Below are 19,667 nucleotides of genomic sequence, written 5' to 3'. Positions count from 1 at the left end.
CGACCATGCGCCGCTGACGCTCGCGCAGGCTCACGGAGAACGTCGTCAGCAGCGCGTTGCCGCCGGCCGCGACGATCTCCTGGTGGAACCGCGCGTCGAGCGTCGCGTACTCCGCGACGTCGCCGTCCGCGACCGCGGCCTCCTGGGCGGTGACGAGGTCGCGCAGGAGGGCGACGAGCGTGGCGAGCTCGGTGTCGGGCAGGCGCACGACGCTCTGCGCCGCGTGCGTCTCGACGAGCAGGCGCGCGTCGAGGACGTCGTCCGCCTCGCCCGGCGCGACGGGCACGACGAGCGCGCCTCGTTTCGGGTAGAGCCGCAGCAGCCCCTCGGCCTCCAGGCGCAGGAACGCCTCACGCACGGGCGTGCGGCTCACGCCGAGCTGCTCCGAGATCTCCCCCTCGCTCGTCATGGACCCACCGGGCAGGCTCCCGTCGAGGACGAGGGACTTCACGTGCCGATATGCCTGCTCGGTGGCAGAACCGCTGGTCGTTCGAGGCATAGATACATGATGCATCTATCTGGTGCGCGACATCGACATCACCGGTGTCCGAAAAGCGTGGGCCTCGCCACACCCGATCCGCGACCCTCACGTGACGGTGCAGACTACTTCTTACTTACAGTTTCGACGTAACTGTAAGTAAGGTGGTGCCGTGGACACAGATGGAAGGCTCGCCATCACACCCGTGGCTCGCGAGGGCCACTACTGGGTGGCTGAGAGCGACGGGCTCTCGACGCGCGCGCAGGTGGCGGCAGGCTCAGGAGCCTATGAGTCGACCGTACCGGCCATCATCGCGGACTACGCCCCCGCGCTCTCACCGCAGCAGTCCGCTGACGCCGAGGAGGCAGCGGCCGCGCTCGCCCGGTTCGACTCGTACGCCAGCGCCACGCTGGGTCCCGACCATCCCGCCCTCGGTCAGATGTCCTCGATCCTGCTCCGCACCGAGTCCGCCTCCTCGTCGCAGATCGAGAACCTGACGGTCGGGGCCAAGCAGCTCGCACTGGCCGAGATCGACCAGACGACGAGCGCCAACGCGCGCACCGTCGTCGCCAACGTCCGGGCCATGCAGGCCGCGCTCGACCTCGCCGACAAGCTCGACGAGGACTCGATCCTCACGATGCACCGCGAGCTCCTCGTCGGACAGCCCGGATGGGAGGGCCACGCGGGGCGATACCGACGCTCTCTGGTCTGGGTCGGTTCCTCGAGCATCAGCCCGAGGGGTGCGACCCACGTCGGGCCCCAGCCGGAGCTCGTCCCCGCCGCGATGGCCGACCTCCTGGCCTTCGTCCGTCGGGAAGATCTCCCGGTCCTCGTGCAGACCGCCGTCGCCCACGCGCAGCTCGAGACGATCCACCCGTTCACGGACGGCAACGGTCGTACCGGCCGAGCCCTCGTGCACGCCATGCTCCGCTCCAAGGGCCTCACGCGGAACACCATCGCCCCGTTCTCCGCAGGCCTCCTGATCGACACCGACGCCTACTTCGACGCGCTCACCGCATTCCGCGCCGGCGACGCCTGGCCGATCGTGGAGCAGCTCTCCCGCGCGAGCCGGTTCGCCGCGACTGCTGGGGCGCGCCTTGTCGACGACCTGGCAGCCCAGGTGGCTGCAGCGCGCGAACGGCTCGCAGGTCTCCGCCCCCAGGCCTCCGCCTGGAAGGTCGTGCCGCACCTCGTGGCGCACCCGGTGGTCAACGCGGCGTTCCTCCGCAACCACCTCGGGTTCAGCGACGTCACCGCCCAGCGAGCGCTGAGCCAGCTCTCCGACTCAGGGGTCCTCCGGGAGCGCAGCGGGCTCCGGCGCAACCGCGTCTGGCAGCACGACGGGATCCTCGCCGTCCTCGACGTCTTCGCGCAGGGCATCCGGCGTCGCTGAGCGATCCTGGTACGTCTCAATGGTGGTGCCCGCTCCGGCCCAGGGTCTCCTCCGGCGTCACGCCGGGACGGGTCCACTGCGGCACGGGTCGGGTGGTCGGGCCCCAGCCCGCTACGCCGTCGGCGTCCGCACGCCAGTACCAGCACACGCCCTTGCCCTCGGGCCAGTCGTCGGGGGAGTCCTCCCACGCCTCCAGGCGGCCGTAGGGCGTCATGTCGAGCAGGGCGAAGTGCGGGCTGGTCGGCTCGTTGCCGCGGCCCGTCGCGCGGTAGGTGAGGAACACGCGGTCGCCGTCGCGCAAGAAGCAGCTCACGTAGCCCATCTCGCCGCCGATCGGCGCATCGAGCCCGCGCACCGAGTACCAGGGCTGCGTGTAGCCCATGAAGTCCACGTAGGGCGCGACCTCCTCCCACCGCCCGACGGTGAGGATCGCGAACGAGACGCCGCGCGCGTTGAGGTAGACGGCGTCCCGCAGGCCCCACGCCGTCCAGGTGCAGCCCTCGCACTGCCCCTGGTGCGGGGCGCCGTCGTGCCACATGTGCTGGTAGACCACGAGCTCGTCCCGGCCCTCGAACAGGTCGAGGAACGGCACCGGGCCGTCCGGGCCGACGACCTCGACCGACCCGTCGATCTCCACCATGGGCAGCCGGCGGCGCGCCGCCGCGATGGCGTCGCCCTCGTGGGTGTGCGCCTTCTCTCGCACAAGGAGCTCGTCCCGGGCGGCCTGCCAGGTCGCGAGGTCGACGACGGGCGGTCGTCCGGGCAGGGTGGCGGCGGGGCTGCTGGGCGTGGGCGTCATGGTGTCCTCCGCGTTGTCGGTGCCGACCGGCGCACGCCGCCCGACGAGGTCATCCGCAACGACCCGCCGCACGGGCGGAACTCATCGACGCGCGCCGTCCCGGAGCGACGCGTCCAGCAGGCGGACCAGCTCGCCCACCCGGCCACCGCCGCCGGGCGCCGGCGGGTAGCGGCGCAGCACGTCCACGAGCGCGGGAGTCGCGAACGACCGCGCCGCGGCGAGTCGCGCGGCGGCGGCAGACTCGTCCCCGCCCGCGGCGAGCTGGGCGGCGTGCGCCGCGTGGGCCGCCGAGCCGAGGATGTGCTTCACCTGGTGGGCGTCGGCGATCGGGTGCAGGTACGCGGCGCCGGCCGCCGCCATCGCGGCCCGCGCGGCCTCGGCGGCGGCTGGCTGCTCCGCCTCCTTGGCCGCCCGGAGCGCCGCCCACGCGGTGTCCCGCAGGGCTTTCCCCCGCGCGCCGCCGCGAGCGAAGGCCCACGCCGCCTCGACCGCCCCGCGGGGGCGGACGTCGTCCGGCCGCACCGCCTCGACGATCCCCAGCACCGGCTCCGCGCACCGGGCCGCGTACCCGGTGACCTCCCGCAGGTCGTCCGTGCTCAGCTCGATCCCGCCGGTCGTCGCCACCCGCCACTCCCTCCGCCGCCCTGCACGCTCCGTCACGCGGCGCGCAGGTCCCGCCCGAGCACACTACCCAGCCGTCCGACCGCCGTGACGAGCGCGTCGTCCTGCGCGCCACCGGCGTCGAACCACGTGACGCTCACCTCCTCGCCCGCGAGCGCCCACGTCCCCGCGACGACCCCGCCCACGGTGACGACGGCCGCCCCGCGGCTCACCACGCCGCGGTGCGCCGGTGGCACGACGCGCCGGTCCGCGGTGCCGGGGCCGAGCACCCACTGGTCGAGCGCGGGAAGGAGCCGAACCGCCTCCGACGCGCGCGTGCCGAGGAGCTGGTCGACGTGCTCGCGGAGCACGAGCGCACGGTCGCCCTCGACGTCGACCTCGACGAGCGCGTCGCCGCGCAGCTCCGCCAGCCATCGGTTCAGCCGGGTCCGCCCTGCGCCGAGGCCCTGCCCGAGCCAGTAGTGCACGTGCTCGGGCGTCGCGGGGCCGTACGTGCCGAGGTACGCGAGGACCGCGTGCCGGCCCGCGGCGTCGAGGTCGGGCCAGTCGACCCAGCGCGGGTTGGTGTCGAGGCGCTGGAACGTCGTGCGCCCGTCGCGCGCGGGGGCGAAGCTCATGTCGCCGAACCACGTGAGCGGCTTGAGCAGCGTGTCCGTCCCGTCGCCGAACGACGGTCGCAGGTGGGCGAACCGCGCGTGCGCCGCAACGGCGTCGCCCAGCGCGGACCGCGTGAGCGGGCCGTCCGCCAGGGCGTCGCGCACGACGGCGCGCAGGTCGGGCCAGTCCTCGGGCTCGAGCCGGTAGTACTCCCGCCAGCTCGCGCGCTCCCACATGCGGCCCGCCCGGCGCAGCGCCAGGTACGCGCCGCCGTCCTCGGGCGTGACGAGGTGCGTCGCCCCGCGGAACGCGTAGGTGCGCACGAGGCGCCCGTCCGCGAGCGCCCGCCCGACGTCGCCCGCCTCGGCAGCGCGCTGCCGGACGCGGACCGCGAGCCCGGCCACGTCGTCGGAGGCCGCCGGGACGGCGCCCAGCCGCCCGACGACGCCCTCGACCGGTTCGTCGCCGACCGGGTCGAGCAGGTGCCGCCGCGCGCGCCAGGCGAGGGCCTGCGCCCACGTGATCGCCACGTCCGCAGGCTAGCCCGGGGCGCCAACAGACGTGCCTGTCAGACGACGGGACCGGAGCCCTGGGCGATCTGGAGAACGCGGGAGACGCCCGGCTGGTCGGGGTCGTCGGTGATCTCGCGCCCGTCGAGCCAGCACTCGATGACGTGGGCGAGCTCTCCGGGGTGGCTGAAGTTCATCGCGTGGGCGGCGCCGTCGATCGCGACGATCGTCACGTGCGGGGGCGCGAGCGTGCCGACCTCGTGCACGCGCCGTGGCGGCGGCATCAGGGGATCGCGCGTGCCGACGACCGCCAGGGTCGGCACGGGGACGCGGATCACGCGCTCGAGCGACGGGAACCGGACGAGCTCGGCGAACAGGTGCAGCGCGTTGACGGCGCCGAAGCGCGCGTAGTCGGGCACCGCGATCCGGGCCATGCGCGGGCTCTCGCGACCGGCGTCGCGCGCGAGCTGGGTAAGCGCGCGCGCGAACGGCTGGTTGTGCACGCCGCCGGCGGGGGACGCGAGGACGATGCCCGCGACGCGCTCCGGTGCGGCGTGCGCGACCTCGAGGCTGATGGGGCCTCCCATGGAGTTGCCCACGAGGATGACCCGTTCGAGCTCGAGCGCGTCGAGGAGCGAGAGCAGCGCCCAGGCGAGCGACGGGATCCCGAGGGTGTGCCCCCACCGCTCGCTGCGCCCGTAGCCGGGCAGGTCCGGCACGACGGCGGTCGCGCGGTGGGCCAGGCGTTCGGCAGTCGGGAGGAGGTACGTGCCGGAGACCGCGAAGCCGTGCACGTGGACGATCGGGACGGCGCCCGGCACGTCCGGACCGATCCGCACGAACACGTCGTGCCCCTCCACGTCGACGTGGCGCGAGCGCCACCCGTCAGCAGCCATAGGCCGATGGTGGCAGAGCGCGCGCCGCGGCGCCCGGGCAGCGGGAGCACCCTCGGCGGGTGAGGCGCGGGTGCCGCGCGGCCCGTGAGCATGGACGGCGGACGGGGGTCGACGTGGAGCAGAGCACCGAGAACACCGCCGGCCGGCCGACCGCGGCCGCCCGGCGCCTCGCGCTGCTCCTCGCGGCCGCGATGTTCGTCCTCGTCGTCGACACGTCGTTCATGAACGTGTCGATCTCGGCGGTCGTGCGCGACCTCGACACGACCGTGAGCGGCGTCCAGACGGCGATCGCGCTCGAGGCGCTCGTGTCCGCGTCGTTCATCCTCGTGGGCAGCAAGGTGGGCGACCTCGTCGGCCGGCGACGGGCGTACGTCGTCGGCCTGCTCGCCTACGGGGCGGGCGCGATCGCGATGACGCTCGCGCAGAGCCTCGTGGCGGTCGTGATCTTCTGGTCGATCATCGGCGGCCTGGGCGCCGCGCTGCTGCTTCCTGCCATGCAGTCGCTCGTGCACGGCAACTTCGACGGCGCCGCGCGCAAGTCCGCCTACGCGCTCGTGGGGGCCGCGGCGTCGATCGCGGCGGCCGTCGGGCCGCTGCTCGGCGGCGTCATCACCACGACGCTGTCGTGGCGCGTGGCCTTCGGGCTCGAGGCCGTGGTGATCGTGGTGGTGCTCCTGGGCGTGCGGCTCGTGCGCGACGTCCCGTACACCGGCGACCGCACGGTGGACGTCGTCGGGACGATCCTGTCGGTCGTGGGGATGGGCGGCATCGTGCTCGGCGTCCTCGTGTGGCAGGAGGGCGGCGAGGCCGTCGGGGCGTTCGTGGTCGTCGGGGCTGCGGGTCTGGTGGGTCTCGCGGCGTGGCTCGTGCGGCGCGCCCGCGCGGGCCGGACGACGCTCGTCGATCCGGGTCTGTTCCGCTCCCCGGCGTTCCGCATCGGCGTCTCGCAGCAGCTCCTGCAACAGGTCGCGCTCGGTGGCGCGATGATCGCGCTGCCGATCTTCCTCCAGATGGCGCTCGGCTACGACGCGCTGCTGGCCGGCCTCTCGCTCGCCCCGCTGTCGCTGACGATGTTCGCCGCCGCGCTCGTCGCGGGCAAGCGCCCCGGCCGACGTCGACCGGCGACCCGCGTGCTCGCGGGGTTCGCGCTGCTCGTCCTCGGGATCGCGGCAGCCGTCCTCGTGGTGCCGCGCGCGACGTCGGGCTGGTGGCTGGCTCTCCCCCTCGTGGTCGCGGGCGCCGGGCTCGGCCTGCTCGTGTCGCAGCTCAACGCCTACACGCTCTCACCCGTCCCCGAGGAGCGCGCGAGCGAGGCGGCGGGCGTCAGCTCGGCCGCCGGGTCGTTCGGGCTCTCGCTCGGCCTCGCGGTCGCCGGCGCGGTGATGCTCGCCTCGCTCGCCACGGGCTTCACCGCGCAGGCCGAGTCGAGCACCGTGCTGCCCCCGGACGACAAGCAACAGGTCGCGGCGGTGCTCGAGGACGACGCCGAGATCATGAGCGACGCCCAGCTCGTCGAGCTGCTCGCCGACGAGCCGCCCGAGGTGCAGGACGAGATCCTGCGCATCAACGACGACGTCCGGGCCCGGGCACTCCAGGTCGCGCTGCTCGTCCCGCTCGTCGCCGGCCTGCTCGGCGTGGTCGCCGCGCTGCGCATGCGGCGGATCCCCGATCCCGAGCTGCGCGAGGACGCGCCCCCCGCCCTCGGCTGATCCCGCCCGGACGCCCGACGACGGCGCACCACGGGTCGAGCCGCCCCGGAGCGCCCGTGACCGGACCGAGACACCCTTCGTTGCTCGCGCTAACCGTCGTGAAACGCCCGGGAAACAGGCTCTTGTGAGCATCGTTCCCGGCAGGGGGCTCCACCACCACCACGGTCGCGCGCGCAGTCGGCGCGCGCCCGAGGAAGGACCAGCTCCTCCATGACGCCCTCTCCCTCGCGCCGACGGCTCGGCCGGCGCGCCGCGCTCGTCGGCGGCCTGGCGGTCGCCGCGACCGCCCTCACCGCCCCGGCGCACGCCGCGCCGTCCGTCTCCGCCGTGGCCCTCGACGCGCCGTCGAGCGTCGAGGTCGGCGCCCCGATCACGGTGACCGTCGCCGCGACCGGAGCCGTCGACCTCTACGCCTACGACCTGGCGGTCTCCTACGACACCGACCTCGTCGAGCTCGTCGAGGACTCCGCCGTCACGCCCGACGGCGGGTTCTCCGACGTGGCCGACGACGGGTCCGGGACCGTCGCCGTCACGCACACGCGGCTCGGCACGTCCCCCGGGCTCGCGGGCGACGTCACGCTCGCGACCCTCACGTTCACCGCCGTGGCCGGGGGCGACGCCCCGTTCGCCGTCCCCACTGCCACCCTCGTCGGTGCCGACGGCACGACGGCGTCGCTCACCGACGCCGCGTCCGCCACGACGACCGTCACCGCCGTCGTGACGGCACCGCCCACGGGCGACCCGACGGACGGCGCGACCTCCGCGCCGCCGACCGGTGACGGCACGACCGCCCCCGGGGCCGACGACGCGTCCGACTCGCCGTCGACCTCGACCGGCTCGGGCGCGCTCGCCTCGACGGGCGCGAGCGTCGCCTGGCTCGCCGGTGCCGCGCTGCTCGCCGTCGTGGTGGGCGCCGGGATCCTCTGGGCGCGGCGCCGGGCGGTGGTCTCCCGATGAGCCACGACCCGACACCCGTCGCACCCGCCGTCCGCGCGCCACGACGGTCCACCACCATGAAGGAGCAGCCCGTGCCCACCACCCACCGGCGAGCCGCAGCGGGCGGGCTCGCCGCGCTCAGCGTCACCGGCCTCGTGCTCGCCGTCGCCGCGGCTCCCGCCGCGACGGCGGCCCCCGTCACCGCGCCGTTCCTCGCGCCGTACTGGACCGAGCTCGACCTCACGGGCGACGACCAGGTGACCGTCGCCGACCTCGACGTCGTCACCGCGGCGCTCGGCGCGACGGCCGACGACGCCGCGTGGGACGACGTCGCGGCGGCCGACACGGACGGCGACGGCACGATCACCGTCGCGGACCTCGCGGCCGTCTCCCAGCGGATGATCTACGACGACGGACCGTTCGAGCTCGTCGAGGCCTCGGTGCTCGACATGCAGGCGGCGATGAACGCCGGGGTGACGTCGTCGGTCGCGATCACCCAGGAGTACCTGGACCGCATCGCGGCCTACGACACGACGCTCGTCGACACGGGCGCGGGCGGGCGACCCCTGCACTCGATCATCACGACGAGCGACGTCGCGCTCGAGGCGGCGGCGCGCGCGGACGCGGCACGAGCCGCGGACGGCATGACGAGCTTGCTGCTCGGCGTGCCGGTCGCGCTCAAGGACAACTACGACACGAAGGACATGCCGACCACGGGCGGCTGCGGCTGCTGGGACGGCAACCGGACCACGACCGACGCGACGATGGTCGACGGGCTGCGCGCCGACGGCGCCGTGATCCTGGCCAAGGCGAGCCTCGACGAGTTCGCGTTCGGGTTCGTGTCCGAGTTCTCGGCGTACCAGGACACGGGGACGAGCACGCTCGTCGCGAGCCCGTACGTCACGAGCCGCACGGCCGGCGGGTCGAGCGGCGGCACGGGCGCGGCGATCGCCGCCAACCTCGCAGGGCTCGGGTTCGGCACGGACACGGGCGGCTCGATCCGGGTGCCGTCGTCGTACAACCAGCTCGTGGGTGTGCGGCCGACGGTCGGGCTCGCGAGCCGCGACGGCATCATCCCGCTCGCGCTGAGCCAGGACACGGGCGGCCCCATGACGCGCACCGTCCTGGACGCGGCCGTCGCGCTCGACGCGGTCGTGGGCGTCGACCCTGCGGACCGCGTGACGTCGCGCCAGGAGGGAGCGGTCCCCGCCTCGTACACGCAGTACCTGGACGCGGACGCGCTCGACGGCGCCCGCATCGGCTACGTCCCGTCCATGCTGGGGAGCAACACCACGACCCTGCGCCTCTGGGCGCAGACGCGAGCCACGCTGGAGTCGCTCGGCGCCACCGTCGTCGAGGTCACGCCGCCCACGACCTGGTCGCCGGTCCTCCCGAACGGCTTCGCGAGCGTGCTCAACGAGGGGTCGGGCTCGACGAACGAGTTCAAGCACGACCTGGACGAGTACGTCGCGAACCACCTCTCGCCCGACGTCGAGGCCCGGTCCCTGGCCGGCATCGTCGAGTCCGGGCGGTACGTCCCGTCGCGGCGTGGCACCTACGTGTCGCGCGACGCCGTCACCCCCGAGACGTACCAGGCGTGGGCCGGCCCCGCGGGCACGCACACGAAGGTGCTCGCCGAGGGCAAGCAGCTCGTCACCGCGATGCTCGACGACGCCGACCTCGACGCGCTGGTCTACCCCAGCGCGAACCCGTACGGGACCATCGGCACCAACCTGCGGCTCAGCCCCAACACGGGCCTTCCCGCCGTGACGGTGCCGATCGGGCAGGCGACCGAGGCCGACGCGACCGTCACGGGCGGCGGCGTCAACCTCGAGCTCCTGGGCCGCGACTTCGAGGAGGGCCCGCTCCTCGGTCTCGCGTTCGCGCTCGAGCAGGCGACGCACGCACGGACCTCCCCGGCGCTCTACGGCCCGCTCGGCTGAGCATCCGCTCCGCGTCCGTCCGGACGCCCCCACGGCCCGACGGCGGCCGGACCCCTCGTGGGTCCGGCCGCCGTCGTGCGTGCGGCCGACCGCGGGACGCGCGGCCGTGCCGGCGGGCCGTCAGTCCCAGACGATCGACAGCACCCGGTAGCCGTCGGGCACGGCCGGGACGTCCGCGAAGGCCTCCTCGTCATACACGAGCCCTGCGAACGCGGCGTCGTACTGCAGCTCCTCGGCGTCGAGCCGCTCGTCGACGACCCTCTCGTCCAGCGTGGTGCACACCGCGATACCCTCGGCGAGCACGTCCTCGACGGAGTCCTCGAACGTCTCCTCGTGGAGCTGCACCCGCACCCACGCCACGGCGCCGTCGCGCTCCAGCTCGCGCAGCCTGCCGACGATCTCGCCCAACGGCGGGCGGCCGAACCCCCACTGGTTCGGGGCGAGGGACTCCTCCTGCTCGTTGCCGTCGAAGAACTCGTCGAGAGTGAGCAGCGGGTACGCGCCGTCGGCCGCCGCCGAGCGCACCATGACCTCGTCGTGGGTGATCATGCGCCGACCCTACGAGAGGTCGCCCACCTCCACGACGACCCGCTCGGCGAGGGCGGCGAGCGCCGCGAGCTCCTCGGGCGTGGCGAGGTCGACGAGGTGGCGGCGCACGGACTCGACGTGCGCGGGCGCGGCGCGCTCGAGGGTCGCGAACCCGTGGTCGGTGAGCACGACGACGGCGTTGCGCCCGTCGTCGGCGTCCGCCTCCCGCCGCACGAGCCCACGGGTCTCCATGCGCGCGAGGTGGTGCGAGAGCCGGCTCCGGGACCAGAGCATGCGTGCCGCGAGGTCGCGAAGCTGCCACCGGTGCCCGGCCTGCTCGGACAGGGTCGAGAGGACGTCGTAGTCAGGGTCGGACAGCCCGGAGTCCCGGGCCAGGTCGCGCGCGAGCGCGACGGGCAGCACGGTCTGCATGCGGCGGTAGGCGCGCCACGCGCGCTCCTCGTCGGGCGAGAGCCATCGAGGCTCGGCAACGTCGGGCATGGGGCCAGCATCGCACACTCGTTGACATGTCATCGAGCCCCGTGCTTGTATCGATGACATGTCAACGACACGTCGCCTCGTCCAGCTGATCCTCGGGCTGGCCCTCTTCGGCGCGAGCATCGCGCTCCTCGTGCGCGCCGGGCTCGGGCTGTTCCCCTGGGACGTGCTGCACCAGGGCGTCGCCCGCGCTACCGGCCTGCCGCTGGGCGTCGTCGTGATCCTGGCCAGCGTCGTCGTGCTCGTGCTCTGGATCCCGCTGCGTCAGCGCCCGGGCCTCGGGACCGTCGCGAACGTCGTGCTCGTCGGCGTGTTCGTCGACCTCACCCTCGCCGTCCTCCCGACGGTCGAGCCGCTCCCCTGGCGCATCCTGCTGCTCGTCGCGGGCGTCGTCGTCAACGCCGCGGCCACCGGCCTCTACATCGGCGCCGGGTACGGACCCGGACCCCGAGACGGCCTGATGACCGGCCTCGCCGCCCGCGGCTGGTCGCTGCGCTGGTCGCGCCTCGGGATCGAGCTCGCCGTCCTCGGCGTCGGTCTCGCGCTCGGCGGCACGGTCGGCGTGGGGACCGTCGTCTACGCGCTCGCCGTCGGGCCGCTCGTTCAGCCCTTCCTCGCCCTGTTCACTGTCCCAGCGCCGCGACCCGCGGAACGCCCCCACTCCGCCCCCACCCACCCCGCAGGAGACCTCTCGTGAAGCTGCTCGTCGTCGTCGCCAGCACCCGCCCGACCCGCGTCGGTCCCGCCGTGGCCGACTGGTTCCTCGCGCAGGTGCCCACCGACCCGGACCTCGACGTCGACGTCGCGGACCTCGCCGAGATCGCCCTGCCGTTCCTCGACGAGCCCGTCGACGCGCACTCCGGCGGCTACGTTCACGCTCATACGCTCGCGTGGAGCCGGCGCGTGGACTCCGCAGACGCCGTCGTGCTCGTCATGCCCGAGTACAACCGGGGCTACACCGCCCCGCTGAAGAACGCGTTGGACTACCTCGCGGACGAGTGGCGCGACAAGCCGGTGGGCTTCGTGTCCTACGGGATGTCGTCGGGCGGGATGCGCGCGGTCGAGGCGATCACTCCGGTCGTCGTCGCGCTCGGCATGGTCCCCGTCGCGAACGCCGTCACGATCCACCTGCGCCGCTGGCTCGACGACGACGGTCAGCTCCAGGACGACGGCACGCTCGCGCGGGCCGCCGCGCGGACGCTCGACGAGGTCCGCCGTCTTGCCACACTCCTGCGACAGGATCGTGCCGCGGTCGCCTGAGGAGGAGCACGGGGCGGCGTTGCCGGGCGGTACGCTCCCCCGGTGAACCGACCGTCGCGACGCGCGTCCCTGGTGGCCACCCTCGGGGCCCTCGTGCTCTCGGGGTGCGGCGTGGTTGGTGTCACCTTCGGCGAGCCGGAGGGTCCAGAGCACGACTGGGACCTCCCGCCCGTGACCGTCGCGGACGACGGCACGCCGTCGACGATCCACCTCTACCCCGACCCCTGGCAGGGCGCGCACGTCGGTCGCACGACCGACGGCCGGCAGTTCTTCCTCACGACGCCGTTCGAGCCGGGCGGGCCGACCTGGGTCGCGCTCTACACGTTCGACGCCGACGGCGCGCTGCTCGACGCGACGATCCGTGACGTCGACGAGAGCGCGGAGGAGCACGACCGTGCGACGACGTCGCTCCTCGCCACCCTCGGGGACCACGAGAACGGGCCCGTCGCCCTCGCACCGTTCGAGGTGGAGCACGACGGCCGCACCTTCGGCCTCGTCCGCGGTGACTACGACGGCGTCACCGTGTACACCGCCGAGCCCGGCGACTACATGGCGTTCTACGCACCCTGGGACACCGGGGAGTACGACACCTGAGAGGTCGCCGCGTCGCGGCCGGGTCGGTCAGCGGCGACCCGCACCCCGGCGCTCGTCGTCCCCGCCGAGGGCGGCGCCGAGCGCGGCCAGCACGAGCAGGTCGACCGCCAGCCCGGCGACGCCGACCCACTGGAGCGCCCGGAACACCAGGAGCTGGGTGAGGAGCAGGGAGACGAGCACCCCGCGCCGGACCCAGACGGCGCCGGCGCGCCGGGCGTCGGGCCGTCCGCCCCGCGCCACGACCACGCCCGCCACGACGCACGCGACCGTCCCCGCCACCCCGACGACGATCCCCGCCCCGACCCACGGCGGCACGTCGATGTCCCCGGTGAGCACGCGGACGCCCGCGAGCAGCGACCCGAGCGCGGTCCCCACCACGAGGACCACGACCACGATCGCCGCCCAGCGCCGCTCGAGCGCCGCCGCGAACCAGGACGACGCGCGGCGCACGAGCGCGCGGACCGGGTCGGGCAGGTCGACGTCGTCGCGCGGCACGGCCTCGACGAGCGCCGCGACCTCGTCCGCCCCGGGCTCGCCCCGGCCAAGCGCGACGAGCGCCCGGGTCTCCTCGCGCGCGTCGTCGGTGAACCCGCCCGCGACGCCCGCGACCGCCCGGTCGGTCGCGACCGCCAGGTACTCCGCCGGGTGGTGGCGGCGCCGCCCGTGCAGCGCCTCGACCACGAGCACGAGGACCACGACCGTCGCGTAGATGAGCGCCGCCGTCGGCTGGTAGAAGTAGTCGTTGTCGGCCGTGACGAACTTGCCGATCTCGTCCACGAACAGCCCGAACCCCACGCCGCCGAGCACCGCCCCGAGCGAGCGCAGCGCGGGGCCGACGAACGACAGCAGCACGACGACCGCGAGCGCCATCCCGAGCCCGCCCCAGAGCACGTGCGCGACGTGCAGGTCTCCCCCGCCCACCTGCGGGTACCCCGACGCGGCGAGCAGGAAGCGCGTCACGAGCACGGTCGCGACGGTCACGACGAGGAACGTCACGAGATGGCGCGTCGCGGCGGTGTCGCGCGCGACGCCCAGGCGCAGCGCACGTCCCCGCCGGGTCACCCCCGCGGGGACGTGCGCCGCGCCGTCGCTCACCGCTTGCGCTTCTCCCGCACGCGCACGCTGATCTCGATGGGCGTGCCCTCGAACCCGAACGTCTCGCGCAGGCGGCGCTCGATGAACCGGCGGTACCCGGCCTCGAGGAATCCGGTCGCGAAGATCACGAACCGCGGCGGCCGCGTGGACGCCTGGGTCGCGAAGAGGATGCGCGGCTGCTTGCCGCCGCGCAGCGGGTGCGGGTGGGCGGCGACGAGCTCGCCGAGGAACGCGTTGAGGCGCCCGGTCGGGATGCGCGTGTCCCAGGACTCGAGCGAGCGCTGGATCGCGGGCACGAGCCGGTCGGTGTGCCAGCCGGTGCGCGCGGAGACGTTGACGCGCGGCGCCCACTGCACCTGGACCAGGTCCTTCTCGATCTCGCGCTCGAGGAACGGCCGGCGGTCCTCGTCCATGAGGTCCCACTTGTTGTAGGCGATGACGAGGGCGCGGCCGGCGTCGACGACCTGGGAGATGACGCGCGTGTCCTGCTCGGTGAGCGGGACGGACGCGTCGACGAGCACGACCGCGAGCTCCGCCTTCTCGATCGCGGCCTGCGTGCGCAGGGAAGCGTAGAAGTCGGCGCCCTTGGTCTGGTGCACGCGGCGGCGGATGCCTGCGGTGTCGACGAGGACGTAGGGCACGTCCTTGATCGTCACGAGCTCGTCGACGGGGTCGCGCGTGGTGCCGGCGGTCTCGTCCACGACGACGCGGTCGGCGCCGGCGATCTTGTTGAGCAGCGACGACTTGCCGACGTTCGGCCGCCCGATGAGCGCGACGCGACGCGGGCCCGTGGGCCGCACCTCGCCGTGCGCGGACTCGGTCGGCAGGGCCGCCATGGCGGCGTCGAGCAGGTCGCCGGTCCCGCGGCCGTGCAGCGCGGACACGGGGTACGGCTCGCCGAGCCCGAGGCTCCACAGGTACGCCGCGTCCGCCTCGCCCGACTGACCGTCGACCTTGTTGGCGCACAGCACCACGGGCTTGCCGGACTCGCGCAGCAGGCGCACGACGCGCTCGTCCGTGGACGTGGCGCCCACCGTCGCGTCGACGACGAACAGCACGGCGTCGGCGAGCGAGATCGCGACCTCGGCCTGCTCGGCGACCTTCGACTCGATGCCCGCGACGTCGACCTCCCAGCCGCCGGTGTCCACGAGCGTGAACCGGCGCCCGGCCCACTCCGCGGGGTAGCTGACGCGGTCGCGGGTGACGCCGGGCTTGTCCTCGACGACGGCCTCGCGGCGCCCGATGATGCGGTTGACGAGCGTCGACTTGCCGACGTTGGGGCGCCCCACCACGGCGAGCACGGGGAGCGGCGCCTCGGGCTCGTAGCCCTCGATCACCTCGCCGTCGGCGTCGAGGAGGACGAGGTCGGTGTCCTCGAGCTCGTAGTCCTCGAGGCCGGCGCGCAGCGCGCGCTCACGCGCCGCGTCGTCCGCCGAGTCCGCGAGGTCCGCAAGGTCCGCGGGCGCCTGGGGCTCCTCGGCCTGCCCGGCGTCGTCGATCTGTCCGGGCGTGCCGGGCTGGGCGGGGTCGGGTGTGGTCATGGCATCCATTCTCCCAGGCCGCGGGCCGGGCTCCGAACCGGCCGCTCCGGCGCGGCGCGCTCGTGCTCCCCGAGCGGTCCTGTTCAGCCTGCGGCGCCGTCCCGCCGCGCGGCCAGGCGCTCGACGACGGCGCGCACGACGTCGTCGGGCACGGGCTCGGCGAGCGGGAACCGCAGCGTGCCCTTGCCGTCCTGGTAGCGCGCGATGCGGCGCGCGAGCTCGTCGTCGACCTCCGGGACGGGGTACAGCGACACGTGGTGCGCCCACCCCGCGAGGTAGACGACGTAGCGGTCGTCGCGCGTGAAGGTCGGGATCCCGTAGCTGATGCGTTCGTCCAGGCCCGGCACCGTCTCGTGCACGAGGGCGCGCAGGTGCGCGACGACCTCGCGCGCGTCCGGGGCGAGCGTCGCGAGGTACTCGTCGACGGTCGTGGGCTTGCCCGGAGCGTCCGTCATCCGCTCTCTCCTCCGCACGTGCTGGTCGGCGTCCGCGACCTCGCGACGGCACGGCCTCCTGGCCGGCTACGCGTGAACCTACCGCGCGGCGGGCGACCCCGCGAGGCGCACGAGCACCACGCCGGCGACGACGAGGACGCCACCCGCGGCCTGCACCAGGGTCGGCACCTCGCCGAGGAGGAGCCAGGCGATGACGACGGCGAACAGCACCTCGGACAGCCCGACGAACGACGCGAGGCGCTCGCCCATGCGCACGGTCGCGGCCACGCCGGAGACGTACGCGAACGCCGTCGCCACGAGCACGACGACGGCGAGCGGCACGTACCAGGGCGCGGACGAGCCGAGCAGCGCGACGTCGACGAACGGCGCGGCGAACGGCAGGACGCCCACGAGGCCGGCCGCGCCCAGGGCGAGCGCCCCGACGCCCAGCCCGGACGCCGCGAGTGCGACGGGCGGCAGGCGGGTCGGGCGCGCGGACAGCACGAAGTACGCCCCCAGGCCCACGGCCGCGCCGAGCGCGAAGAGGAGGCCGATCAGGTCGGGGCGCGCCCCGGCGGGGTCCACGACGAGCACGAGCCCCACGACCGCCACGACGCAGCCCGCGAGCGTGAGCCGCGGCGGGACGTGCCGCGTGCGCAGCCACGCGAGCCCGACGAGCAGCACGGGTGCGAGGTACTCGACGAGCAGCGCGATGCCGACGGGCATGCGCGCGACGGCCGCGAAGTAGCAGAGCTGCGTCCCGGCGACCGCGACCAGGCCGAACCCGAGGACGAGGCGCCACTCCTCGCGCAGCATCCGGTGGCTGCCCCGCAGCGCGACCGCCGCGACCGGGGCGAGGACGAGCGCCGAGCACAGCGCCCGCGCGAAGACGGCCGCTCCCGGCGTCCATCCGGCCTCGAGCAGCGGCTTGACGAACGGGCCGCTCGCGCCGAACGCGAGCGCGGACGCGAGACCGACGAGGATGCCCGTGCCCGGGCGATCGCCCACGACGTGCGCCGTCGTGGGTCCCGCCGGCCCGTCGAGGCGCCCCTCCGGCGACGCGGTCACGGCGCCGCCCGCCGCTCCCGGTTCGGGTCGTCCGTGGGCAGGGCCACGCCCGTCGTGGCGACGGTGTCCGCGACGAGGTCCGCGAGGGCGGTGCGGATGCGCTCGTTCGCGTCCTCGAGCGCCTGCTTGCCGCTCACGCCGGGCGCCCGCTCGACGGCGAACGGCTCGCCGAACCGGACGACCAGCCGGCGACGCAGTCCCGGGATCCGGTTGACGCCTCCCCCGTGCGGCGCGTGCCGAGCACGGCCACCGGCACGACGCGGGCCTTGCCGTTGAGCGCGAGCCACGCGACCCCCGCGCGCGCCGACGTCGCGTCGCCGCGCCCGCGGTTGCCCTCCGGGAACACACCGACCGCGCCGTCCCGGCGCAGCACGCCGAGCCCGGTCGCGAGCGCGCGCCGCCCGCCGCTGCGGTCGACGGGGATCTGGCCCGCCGCGCGCAGGACCCACCCGACCGGCCCGACGAACATCTCCTCCTTGACGAGGACGTGCAACGGGCGGGGGGCGACGCCGAGCACGATCGGCCCGTCGACCACGCCCGTGTGGTTCGCCGCGAGCACGACGGGGCCCTCGGTCGGCACGTTCTCCGAGCCGAGGACCTGGGTCGACCAGACGACCCGCGCGAGGAAGCGGCCGACCCACCGGGACCACGCCGGACCGGCGGGCGAGGGAACCCGTTCCCCCGCAGGCCCCGCCGTCGGGCTCACGAGCCGTGGCGCGGGCCGACCACCCGCCCGGTGACCTGCTCGACGACGGCGAGCACCGCGTCGATCGTCTGCTCGAGGTCGAGCTCGGAGGAGTCGACCGTCACGACCCCGTCCGCCGCGACCTGGAACTGCGAGACGGTCGCGTCGTCGCGGTCCCGGCGCAGCACCTGGTCCTTCGTCGCCTCGACGGCGGCTGCGTCGGCCGTGCCGTGCACGTCGAGCGAGCGGCGCGCCAGGCGAGCCTCCTCGCTCGCGGTGAGCAGGACGCGCGCGTCCGCGTCCGGCGCGACGACCGTCGTGATGTCCCGGCCCTCGGCCACGACGCCACGACCCCCGGCGAACCCGGACGGCGTGCGCTCGGCCTCGATCACCGCGCGCTGGAGGCGCCGCAGCTCCGCGCGGACGTCGAGGTTGGTCGCGACCGCGCTCACGGCCGTGGAGATCTCCGTGGAGCGGATCGCCTCGCCCACGTCGGTGCCGTCCACGTGCACCGTCGGCCCGGAGGGGTCCAGCCCCATGACCAGCGGCATGACGCGCACCGCGTGCGCGACCGCCGTCTGGTCGGCGAGGTCCTCGCCGCGGTGCAGGCACCACCAGGTCGCCGCGCGGTACATGGCGCCCGTGTCGAGGTACGCGAGCCCGAGCCGACGAGCCACGCCCTTGGACACGCTCGACTTGCCGGACCCCGAGGGTCCGTCGATCGCGATGGTCAGCGCGGCGCCCGTCGTGCTCGCGGTGCCCCCCTCCCCCGCGCTCACTGGGCCAGGTCCTTGCGCAGCGACGTGGCACCGTGCAGGTACACGTGCTGGACGGCGGACCGCTCGACGTCGAGGTCGGCGTGCGCCATGAGGCGTACGACGCGCGGGAGCGCGTGCGGTACCGCGATCTCCGTCGCGCACATGAGCGGCACGTCGCCGAGCCCCATCTCGCGCGCCGCGGCCGCCGGGAAGTCGGCGACGAGGTCGGGCGTGCACGTGAAGAGGATCGAGATGAGCGCGTCGGTGTCGACGGCGTTCGCGTCGAGCACCTCCTGGACGAGCTCGCGCGTGCGCTCGAAGAGGTGCTCGCGCTCGTCGACGTCGAGCTGGGTCGCGCCCCGGATCGCCCGGACCGGCATGGGTGGTGCTCCTTCAGTGTGGGACGGCCCGCCTCACGGCGGTCCGTCGGGGTGGTGGTGCGGACTGCGGGCGCGCCTAGAGCCCGACGCCCGCCATGAGGCTGCCGAGCTCGGTCCGGCCGAGGACGCGCGTCGTCCCCGGGCGCAGGTTGCCGAGCGCGATGGGGCCGATGCGTGTGCGCACGAGGCGCGTCACGGGGAAGCCGACCTCCTCGAACATGCGCCGCACGACGCGGTTGCGCCCCGAGTGCAGCACGACCTCGATCATCGTCTGGTCCGCGACCTGGTTGACGACCCGGTACGCGTCGGCACGCACGACCCCGTCCTCGAGCTCGATGCCGTGCAGGAACTTGTTGGCGACGTTGCCCGGCACCTTGCCCCGCACCGTGACGAGGTAGGTCTTGGCGACCTCGTGCGACGGGTGCGCGAGGTGGTTCGCGAGCTCGCCGTCGTTGGTCAGCAGGAGCAGGCCCTCGCTGTCCGCGTCGAGCCGCCCGACGTGGAAGAGTCGCTCGGAGCGGTCCGCGACGAGCTCGGCGATGGACGGGCGACCGTCGGGGTCGTGCATCGTCGAGACGACGCCGCGCGGCTTGTTGAGGGCGAGCGTCACGCGCGACGAGTCGAGCTGGAGCCGCATCCCGTCCACGTGCACGACGGCGCGCTCCGGGTCGATCCGTACGCCCAGCTCGCTCACACGGACGCCGTCGACCTCGACCCGCCCCTGGGTGATGAGCTCCTCGCACGCCCGGCGCGAGCCGAGCCCCGCCGACGCGAGCACCTTCTGGAGGCGCACGCCGTCCTCGACGTGCACGTCACGCTGCGGCTCCGTGGGCTGCCCGCGCCCCGGGCGGCGCGGCCGACCGGCCTGCTGCCCGCCGCGCGACGGCGTGGTGCCGCGCCCCGCGCCCTGGCCAGCCCGGCCGGCGCTCGCGCCGCGGCCCCCGG

Annotated in this window: 23 protein-coding genes; 7 read left to right on the top strand and 16 right to left on the bottom strand. The window is 74.7% G+C overall.

The window, feature by feature from the left end:
• Positions 1-499: GntR family transcriptional regulator (locus FB00_RS19710; RefSeq protein ID WP_047234628.1), on the bottom strand; the 499-nt coding region annotated here is incomplete at its 3' end.
• A gap of 184 nt (positions 500-683) precedes the next feature.
• Here FB00_RS19710 and FB00_RS19705 point away from each other — a divergent pair.
• Positions 684-1,871 carry a Fic family protein gene (locus FB00_RS19705; protein ID WP_231581956.1) on the top strand — a complete coding sequence of 396 codons (1,188 nt, stop codon included), beginning with the start codon at positions 684-686 and terminating at the stop codon, positions 1,869-1,871.
• Between the two features lie 16 nt (positions 1,872-1,887).
• Here FB00_RS19705 and FB00_RS19700 read toward each other — a convergent pair whose 3' ends face one another.
• The 4 genes from FB00_RS19700 to FB00_RS19685 all read right to left on the bottom strand — a co-directional run bounded on the left by FB00_RS19700 (position 1,888) and on the right by FB00_RS19685 (position 5,293).
• A complete protein-coding gene (locus FB00_RS19700) occupies positions 1,888-2,670 on the bottom strand; it encodes a DUF899 family protein (protein ID WP_047234626.1) in 783 nt (260 codons plus the stop codon).
• 81 nt (positions 2,671-2,751) lie between these two features.
• Complete coding sequence (locus FB00_RS19695) at positions 2,752-3,294, bottom strand: putative immunity protein (RefSeq protein WP_052877810.1); 543 nt, start codon at positions 3,292-3,294, stop codon at positions 2,752-2,754.
• Between the two features lie 32 nt (positions 3,295-3,326).
• Positions 3,327-4,418, bottom strand: coding sequence for a DNA glycosylase AlkZ-like family protein (locus FB00_RS19690; protein WP_047234620.1), 1,092 nt, complete (start codon positions 4,416-4,418; stop codon positions 3,327-3,329).
• Positions 4,419-4,456: 38 nt separating this feature from the next.
• Positions 4,457-5,293, bottom strand: coding sequence for an alpha/beta fold hydrolase (locus tag FB00_RS19685; protein WP_047234619.1), 837 nt, complete (start codon positions 5,291-5,293; stop codon positions 4,457-4,459).
• 191 nt (positions 5,294-5,484) lie between these two features.
• Here FB00_RS19685 and FB00_RS19680 point away from each other — a divergent pair, with 191 nt between their 5' ends.
• The 3 genes from FB00_RS19680 to FB00_RS19670 all read left to right on the top strand — a co-directional run bounded on the left by FB00_RS19680 (position 5,485) and on the right by FB00_RS19670 (position 9,881).
• Entirely contained in the window at positions 5,485-7,002 is a 1,518-nt protein-coding gene (locus FB00_RS19680) for an MFS transporter (protein WP_082141538.1), read from the top strand.
• 210 nt (positions 7,003-7,212) lie between these two features.
• Positions 7,213-7,959: a cohesin domain-containing protein gene (locus FB00_RS19675; protein ID WP_047234617.1), complete on the top strand. Its 747-nt coding sequence runs from the start codon at positions 7,213-7,215 to the stop codon at positions 7,957-7,959.
• Positions 7,960-8,030: 71 nt separating this feature from the next.
• Entirely contained in the window at positions 8,031-9,881 is a 1,851-nt protein-coding gene (locus tag FB00_RS19670) for an amidase family protein (protein ID WP_231581955.1), read from the top strand.
• A gap of 120 nt (positions 9,882-10,001) precedes the next feature.
• On the opposite strand, the gene FB00_RS19665 is transcribed toward FB00_RS19670, so the two are convergent.
• Positions 10,002-10,430, bottom strand: a complete 429-nt coding sequence (locus FB00_RS19665) for a hypothetical protein (RefSeq protein WP_047234615.1) — start codon at positions 10,428-10,430, stop codon at positions 10,002-10,004.
• A 9-nt stretch (positions 10,431-10,439) separates the two neighbouring features.
• Positions 10,440-10,910, bottom strand: coding sequence for a MarR family winged helix-turn-helix transcriptional regulator (locus FB00_RS19660; RefSeq protein WP_047234614.1), 471 nt, complete (start codon positions 10,908-10,910; stop codon positions 10,440-10,442).
• Positions 10,911-10,968: 58 nt separating this feature from the next.
• Here FB00_RS19660 and FB00_RS19655 point away from each other — a divergent pair, with 58 nt between their 5' ends.
• The 3 genes from FB00_RS19655 to FB00_RS19645 all read left to right on the top strand — a co-directional run bounded on the left by FB00_RS19655 (position 10,969) and on the right by FB00_RS19645 (position 12,761).
• Positions 10,969-11,604 carry a YczE/YyaS/YitT family protein gene (locus tag FB00_RS19655; RefSeq protein WP_047234613.1) on the top strand — a complete coding sequence of 212 codons (636 nt, stop codon included), beginning with the start codon at positions 10,969-10,971 and terminating at the stop codon, positions 11,602-11,604.
• Positions 11,601-12,167: an NADPH-dependent FMN reductase gene (locus tag FB00_RS19650; RefSeq protein WP_047234612.1), complete on the top strand. Its 567-nt coding sequence runs from the start codon at positions 11,601-11,603 to the stop codon at positions 12,165-12,167. The genes FB00_RS19655 and FB00_RS19650 overlap by 4 nt, the downstream gene beginning before the upstream one ends.
• Positions 12,168-12,278: 111 nt before the next feature.
• On the top strand, positions 12,279-12,761 hold the full coding sequence (locus FB00_RS19645) for a hypothetical protein (RefSeq protein WP_197088866.1): 483 nt from the start codon (positions 12,279-12,281) through the stop codon (positions 12,759-12,761).
• Positions 12,762-12,788: 27 nt separating this feature from the next.
• Here FB00_RS19645 and FB00_RS19640 read toward each other — a convergent pair whose 3' ends face one another.
• The 9 genes from FB00_RS19640 to FB00_RS19605 form a co-directional block, all read right to left on the bottom strand.
• Positions 12,789-13,856 carry a hypothetical protein gene (locus FB00_RS19640; protein ID WP_052877808.1) on the bottom strand — a complete coding sequence of 356 codons (1,068 nt, stop codon included), beginning with the start codon at positions 13,854-13,856 and terminating at the stop codon, positions 12,789-12,791.
• Entirely contained in the window at positions 13,853-15,397 is a 1,545-nt protein-coding gene (der, locus tag FB00_RS19635; RefSeq protein ID WP_047234611.1) for a ribosome biogenesis GTPase Der, read from the bottom strand. The genes FB00_RS19640 and der overlap by 4 nt, the downstream gene beginning before the upstream one ends.
• 83 nt (positions 15,398-15,480) lie before the next feature.
• Positions 15,481-15,852 carry an iron chaperone gene (locus FB00_RS19630; protein WP_047234610.1) on the bottom strand — a complete coding sequence of 124 codons (372 nt, stop codon included), beginning with the start codon at positions 15,850-15,852 and terminating at the stop codon, positions 15,481-15,483.
• Between the two features lie 78 nt (positions 15,853-15,930).
• A complete protein-coding gene (locus FB00_RS19625) occupies positions 15,931-16,899 on the bottom strand; it encodes an EamA family transporter (RefSeq protein WP_231581954.1) in 969 nt (322 codons plus the stop codon).
• Positions 16,896-17,036 (bottom strand): hypothetical protein, encoded by a 141-nt coding sequence (locus tag FB00_RS22925; protein ID WP_231581953.1) that lies wholly within the window; start codon positions 17,034-17,036, stop codon positions 16,896-16,898. Before FB00_RS22925 ends, FB00_RS19625 begins: the two co-directional genes overlap by 4 nt.
• Positions 17,033-17,605, bottom strand: a complete 573-nt coding sequence (locus FB00_RS19620; RefSeq protein ID WP_231581952.1) for a lysophospholipid acyltransferase family protein — start codon at positions 17,603-17,605, stop codon at positions 17,033-17,035. Before FB00_RS19620 ends, FB00_RS22925 begins: the two co-directional genes overlap by 4 nt.
• Positions 17,602-18,363 (bottom strand): (d)CMP kinase, encoded by a 762-nt coding sequence (gene cmk / locus FB00_RS19615; protein ID WP_047234609.1) that lies wholly within the window; start codon positions 18,361-18,363, stop codon positions 17,602-17,604. The genes FB00_RS19620 and cmk overlap by 4 nt, the downstream gene beginning before the upstream one ends.
• Positions 18,360-18,722, bottom strand: coding sequence for a chorismate mutase (aroH, locus tag FB00_RS19610; protein ID WP_047234608.1), 363 nt, complete (start codon positions 18,720-18,722; stop codon positions 18,360-18,362). The genes cmk and aroH overlap by 4 nt, the downstream gene beginning before the upstream one ends.
• A gap of 76 nt (positions 18,723-18,798) precedes the next feature.
• Positions 18,799-19,667 (bottom strand): pseudouridine synthase (locus tag FB00_RS19605; RefSeq protein WP_331386757.1); only part of this gene is annotated, 869 nt, incomplete at its 5' end.

This window comes from Cellulosimicrobium funkei, assembly GCF_001019615.1.
GTDB classification, from domain to species: domain Bacteria; phylum Actinomycetota; class Actinomycetes; order Actinomycetales; family Cellulomonadaceae; genus Cellulosimicrobium; species Cellulosimicrobium cellulans_E.
The sequence above is the reverse complement of the archived record's forward strand: the minus strand, read 5'-3'. Positions and strand labels throughout refer to the sequence as shown.

What these genes read in the sequence shown, in the direction of transcription:
- der (WP_047234611.1), bottom strand. Translation starts at nt 15,397, where the DNA reads ATGACCACACCCGACCCCGCCCAGCCCGGCACGCCCGGACAGATCGAC.
- FB00_RS19630 (WP_047234610.1), bottom strand. Translation starts at nt 15,852, where the DNA reads ATGACGGACGCTCCGGGCAAGCCCACGACCGTCGACGAGTACCTCGCG.
- FB00_RS19660 (WP_047234614.1), bottom strand. Translation starts at nt 10,910, where the DNA reads ATGCCCGACGTTGCCGAGCCTCGATGGCTCTCGCCCGACGAGGAGCGC.
- FB00_RS19680 (WP_082141538.1), top strand. Translation starts at nt 5,485, where the DNA reads ATGTTCGTCCTCGTCGTCGACACGTCGTTCATGAACGTGTCGATCTCG.
- FB00_RS19665 (WP_047234615.1), bottom strand. Translation starts at nt 10,430, where the DNA reads ATGATCACCCACGACGAGGTCATGGTGCGCTCGGCGGCGGCCGACGGC.
- FB00_RS19655 (WP_047234613.1), top strand. Translation starts at nt 10,969, where the DNA reads ATGTCAACGACACGTCGCCTCGTCCAGCTGATCCTCGGGCTGGCCCTC.
- FB00_RS19685 (WP_047234619.1), bottom strand. Translation starts at nt 5,293, where the DNA reads ATGGCTGCTGACGGGTGGCGCTCGCGCCACGTCGACGTGGAGGGGCAC.
- aroH (WP_047234608.1), bottom strand. Translation starts at nt 18,722, where the DNA reads ATGCCGGTCCGGGCGATCCGGGGCGCGACCCAGCTCGACGTCGACGAG.
- FB00_RS19700 (WP_047234626.1), bottom strand. Translation starts at nt 2,670, where the DNA reads ATGACGCCCACGCCCAGCAGCCCCGCCGCCACCCTGCCCGGACGACCG.
- FB00_RS19675 (WP_047234617.1), top strand. Translation starts at nt 7,213, where the DNA reads ATGACGCCCTCTCCCTCGCGCCGACGGCTCGGCCGGCGCGCCGCGCTC.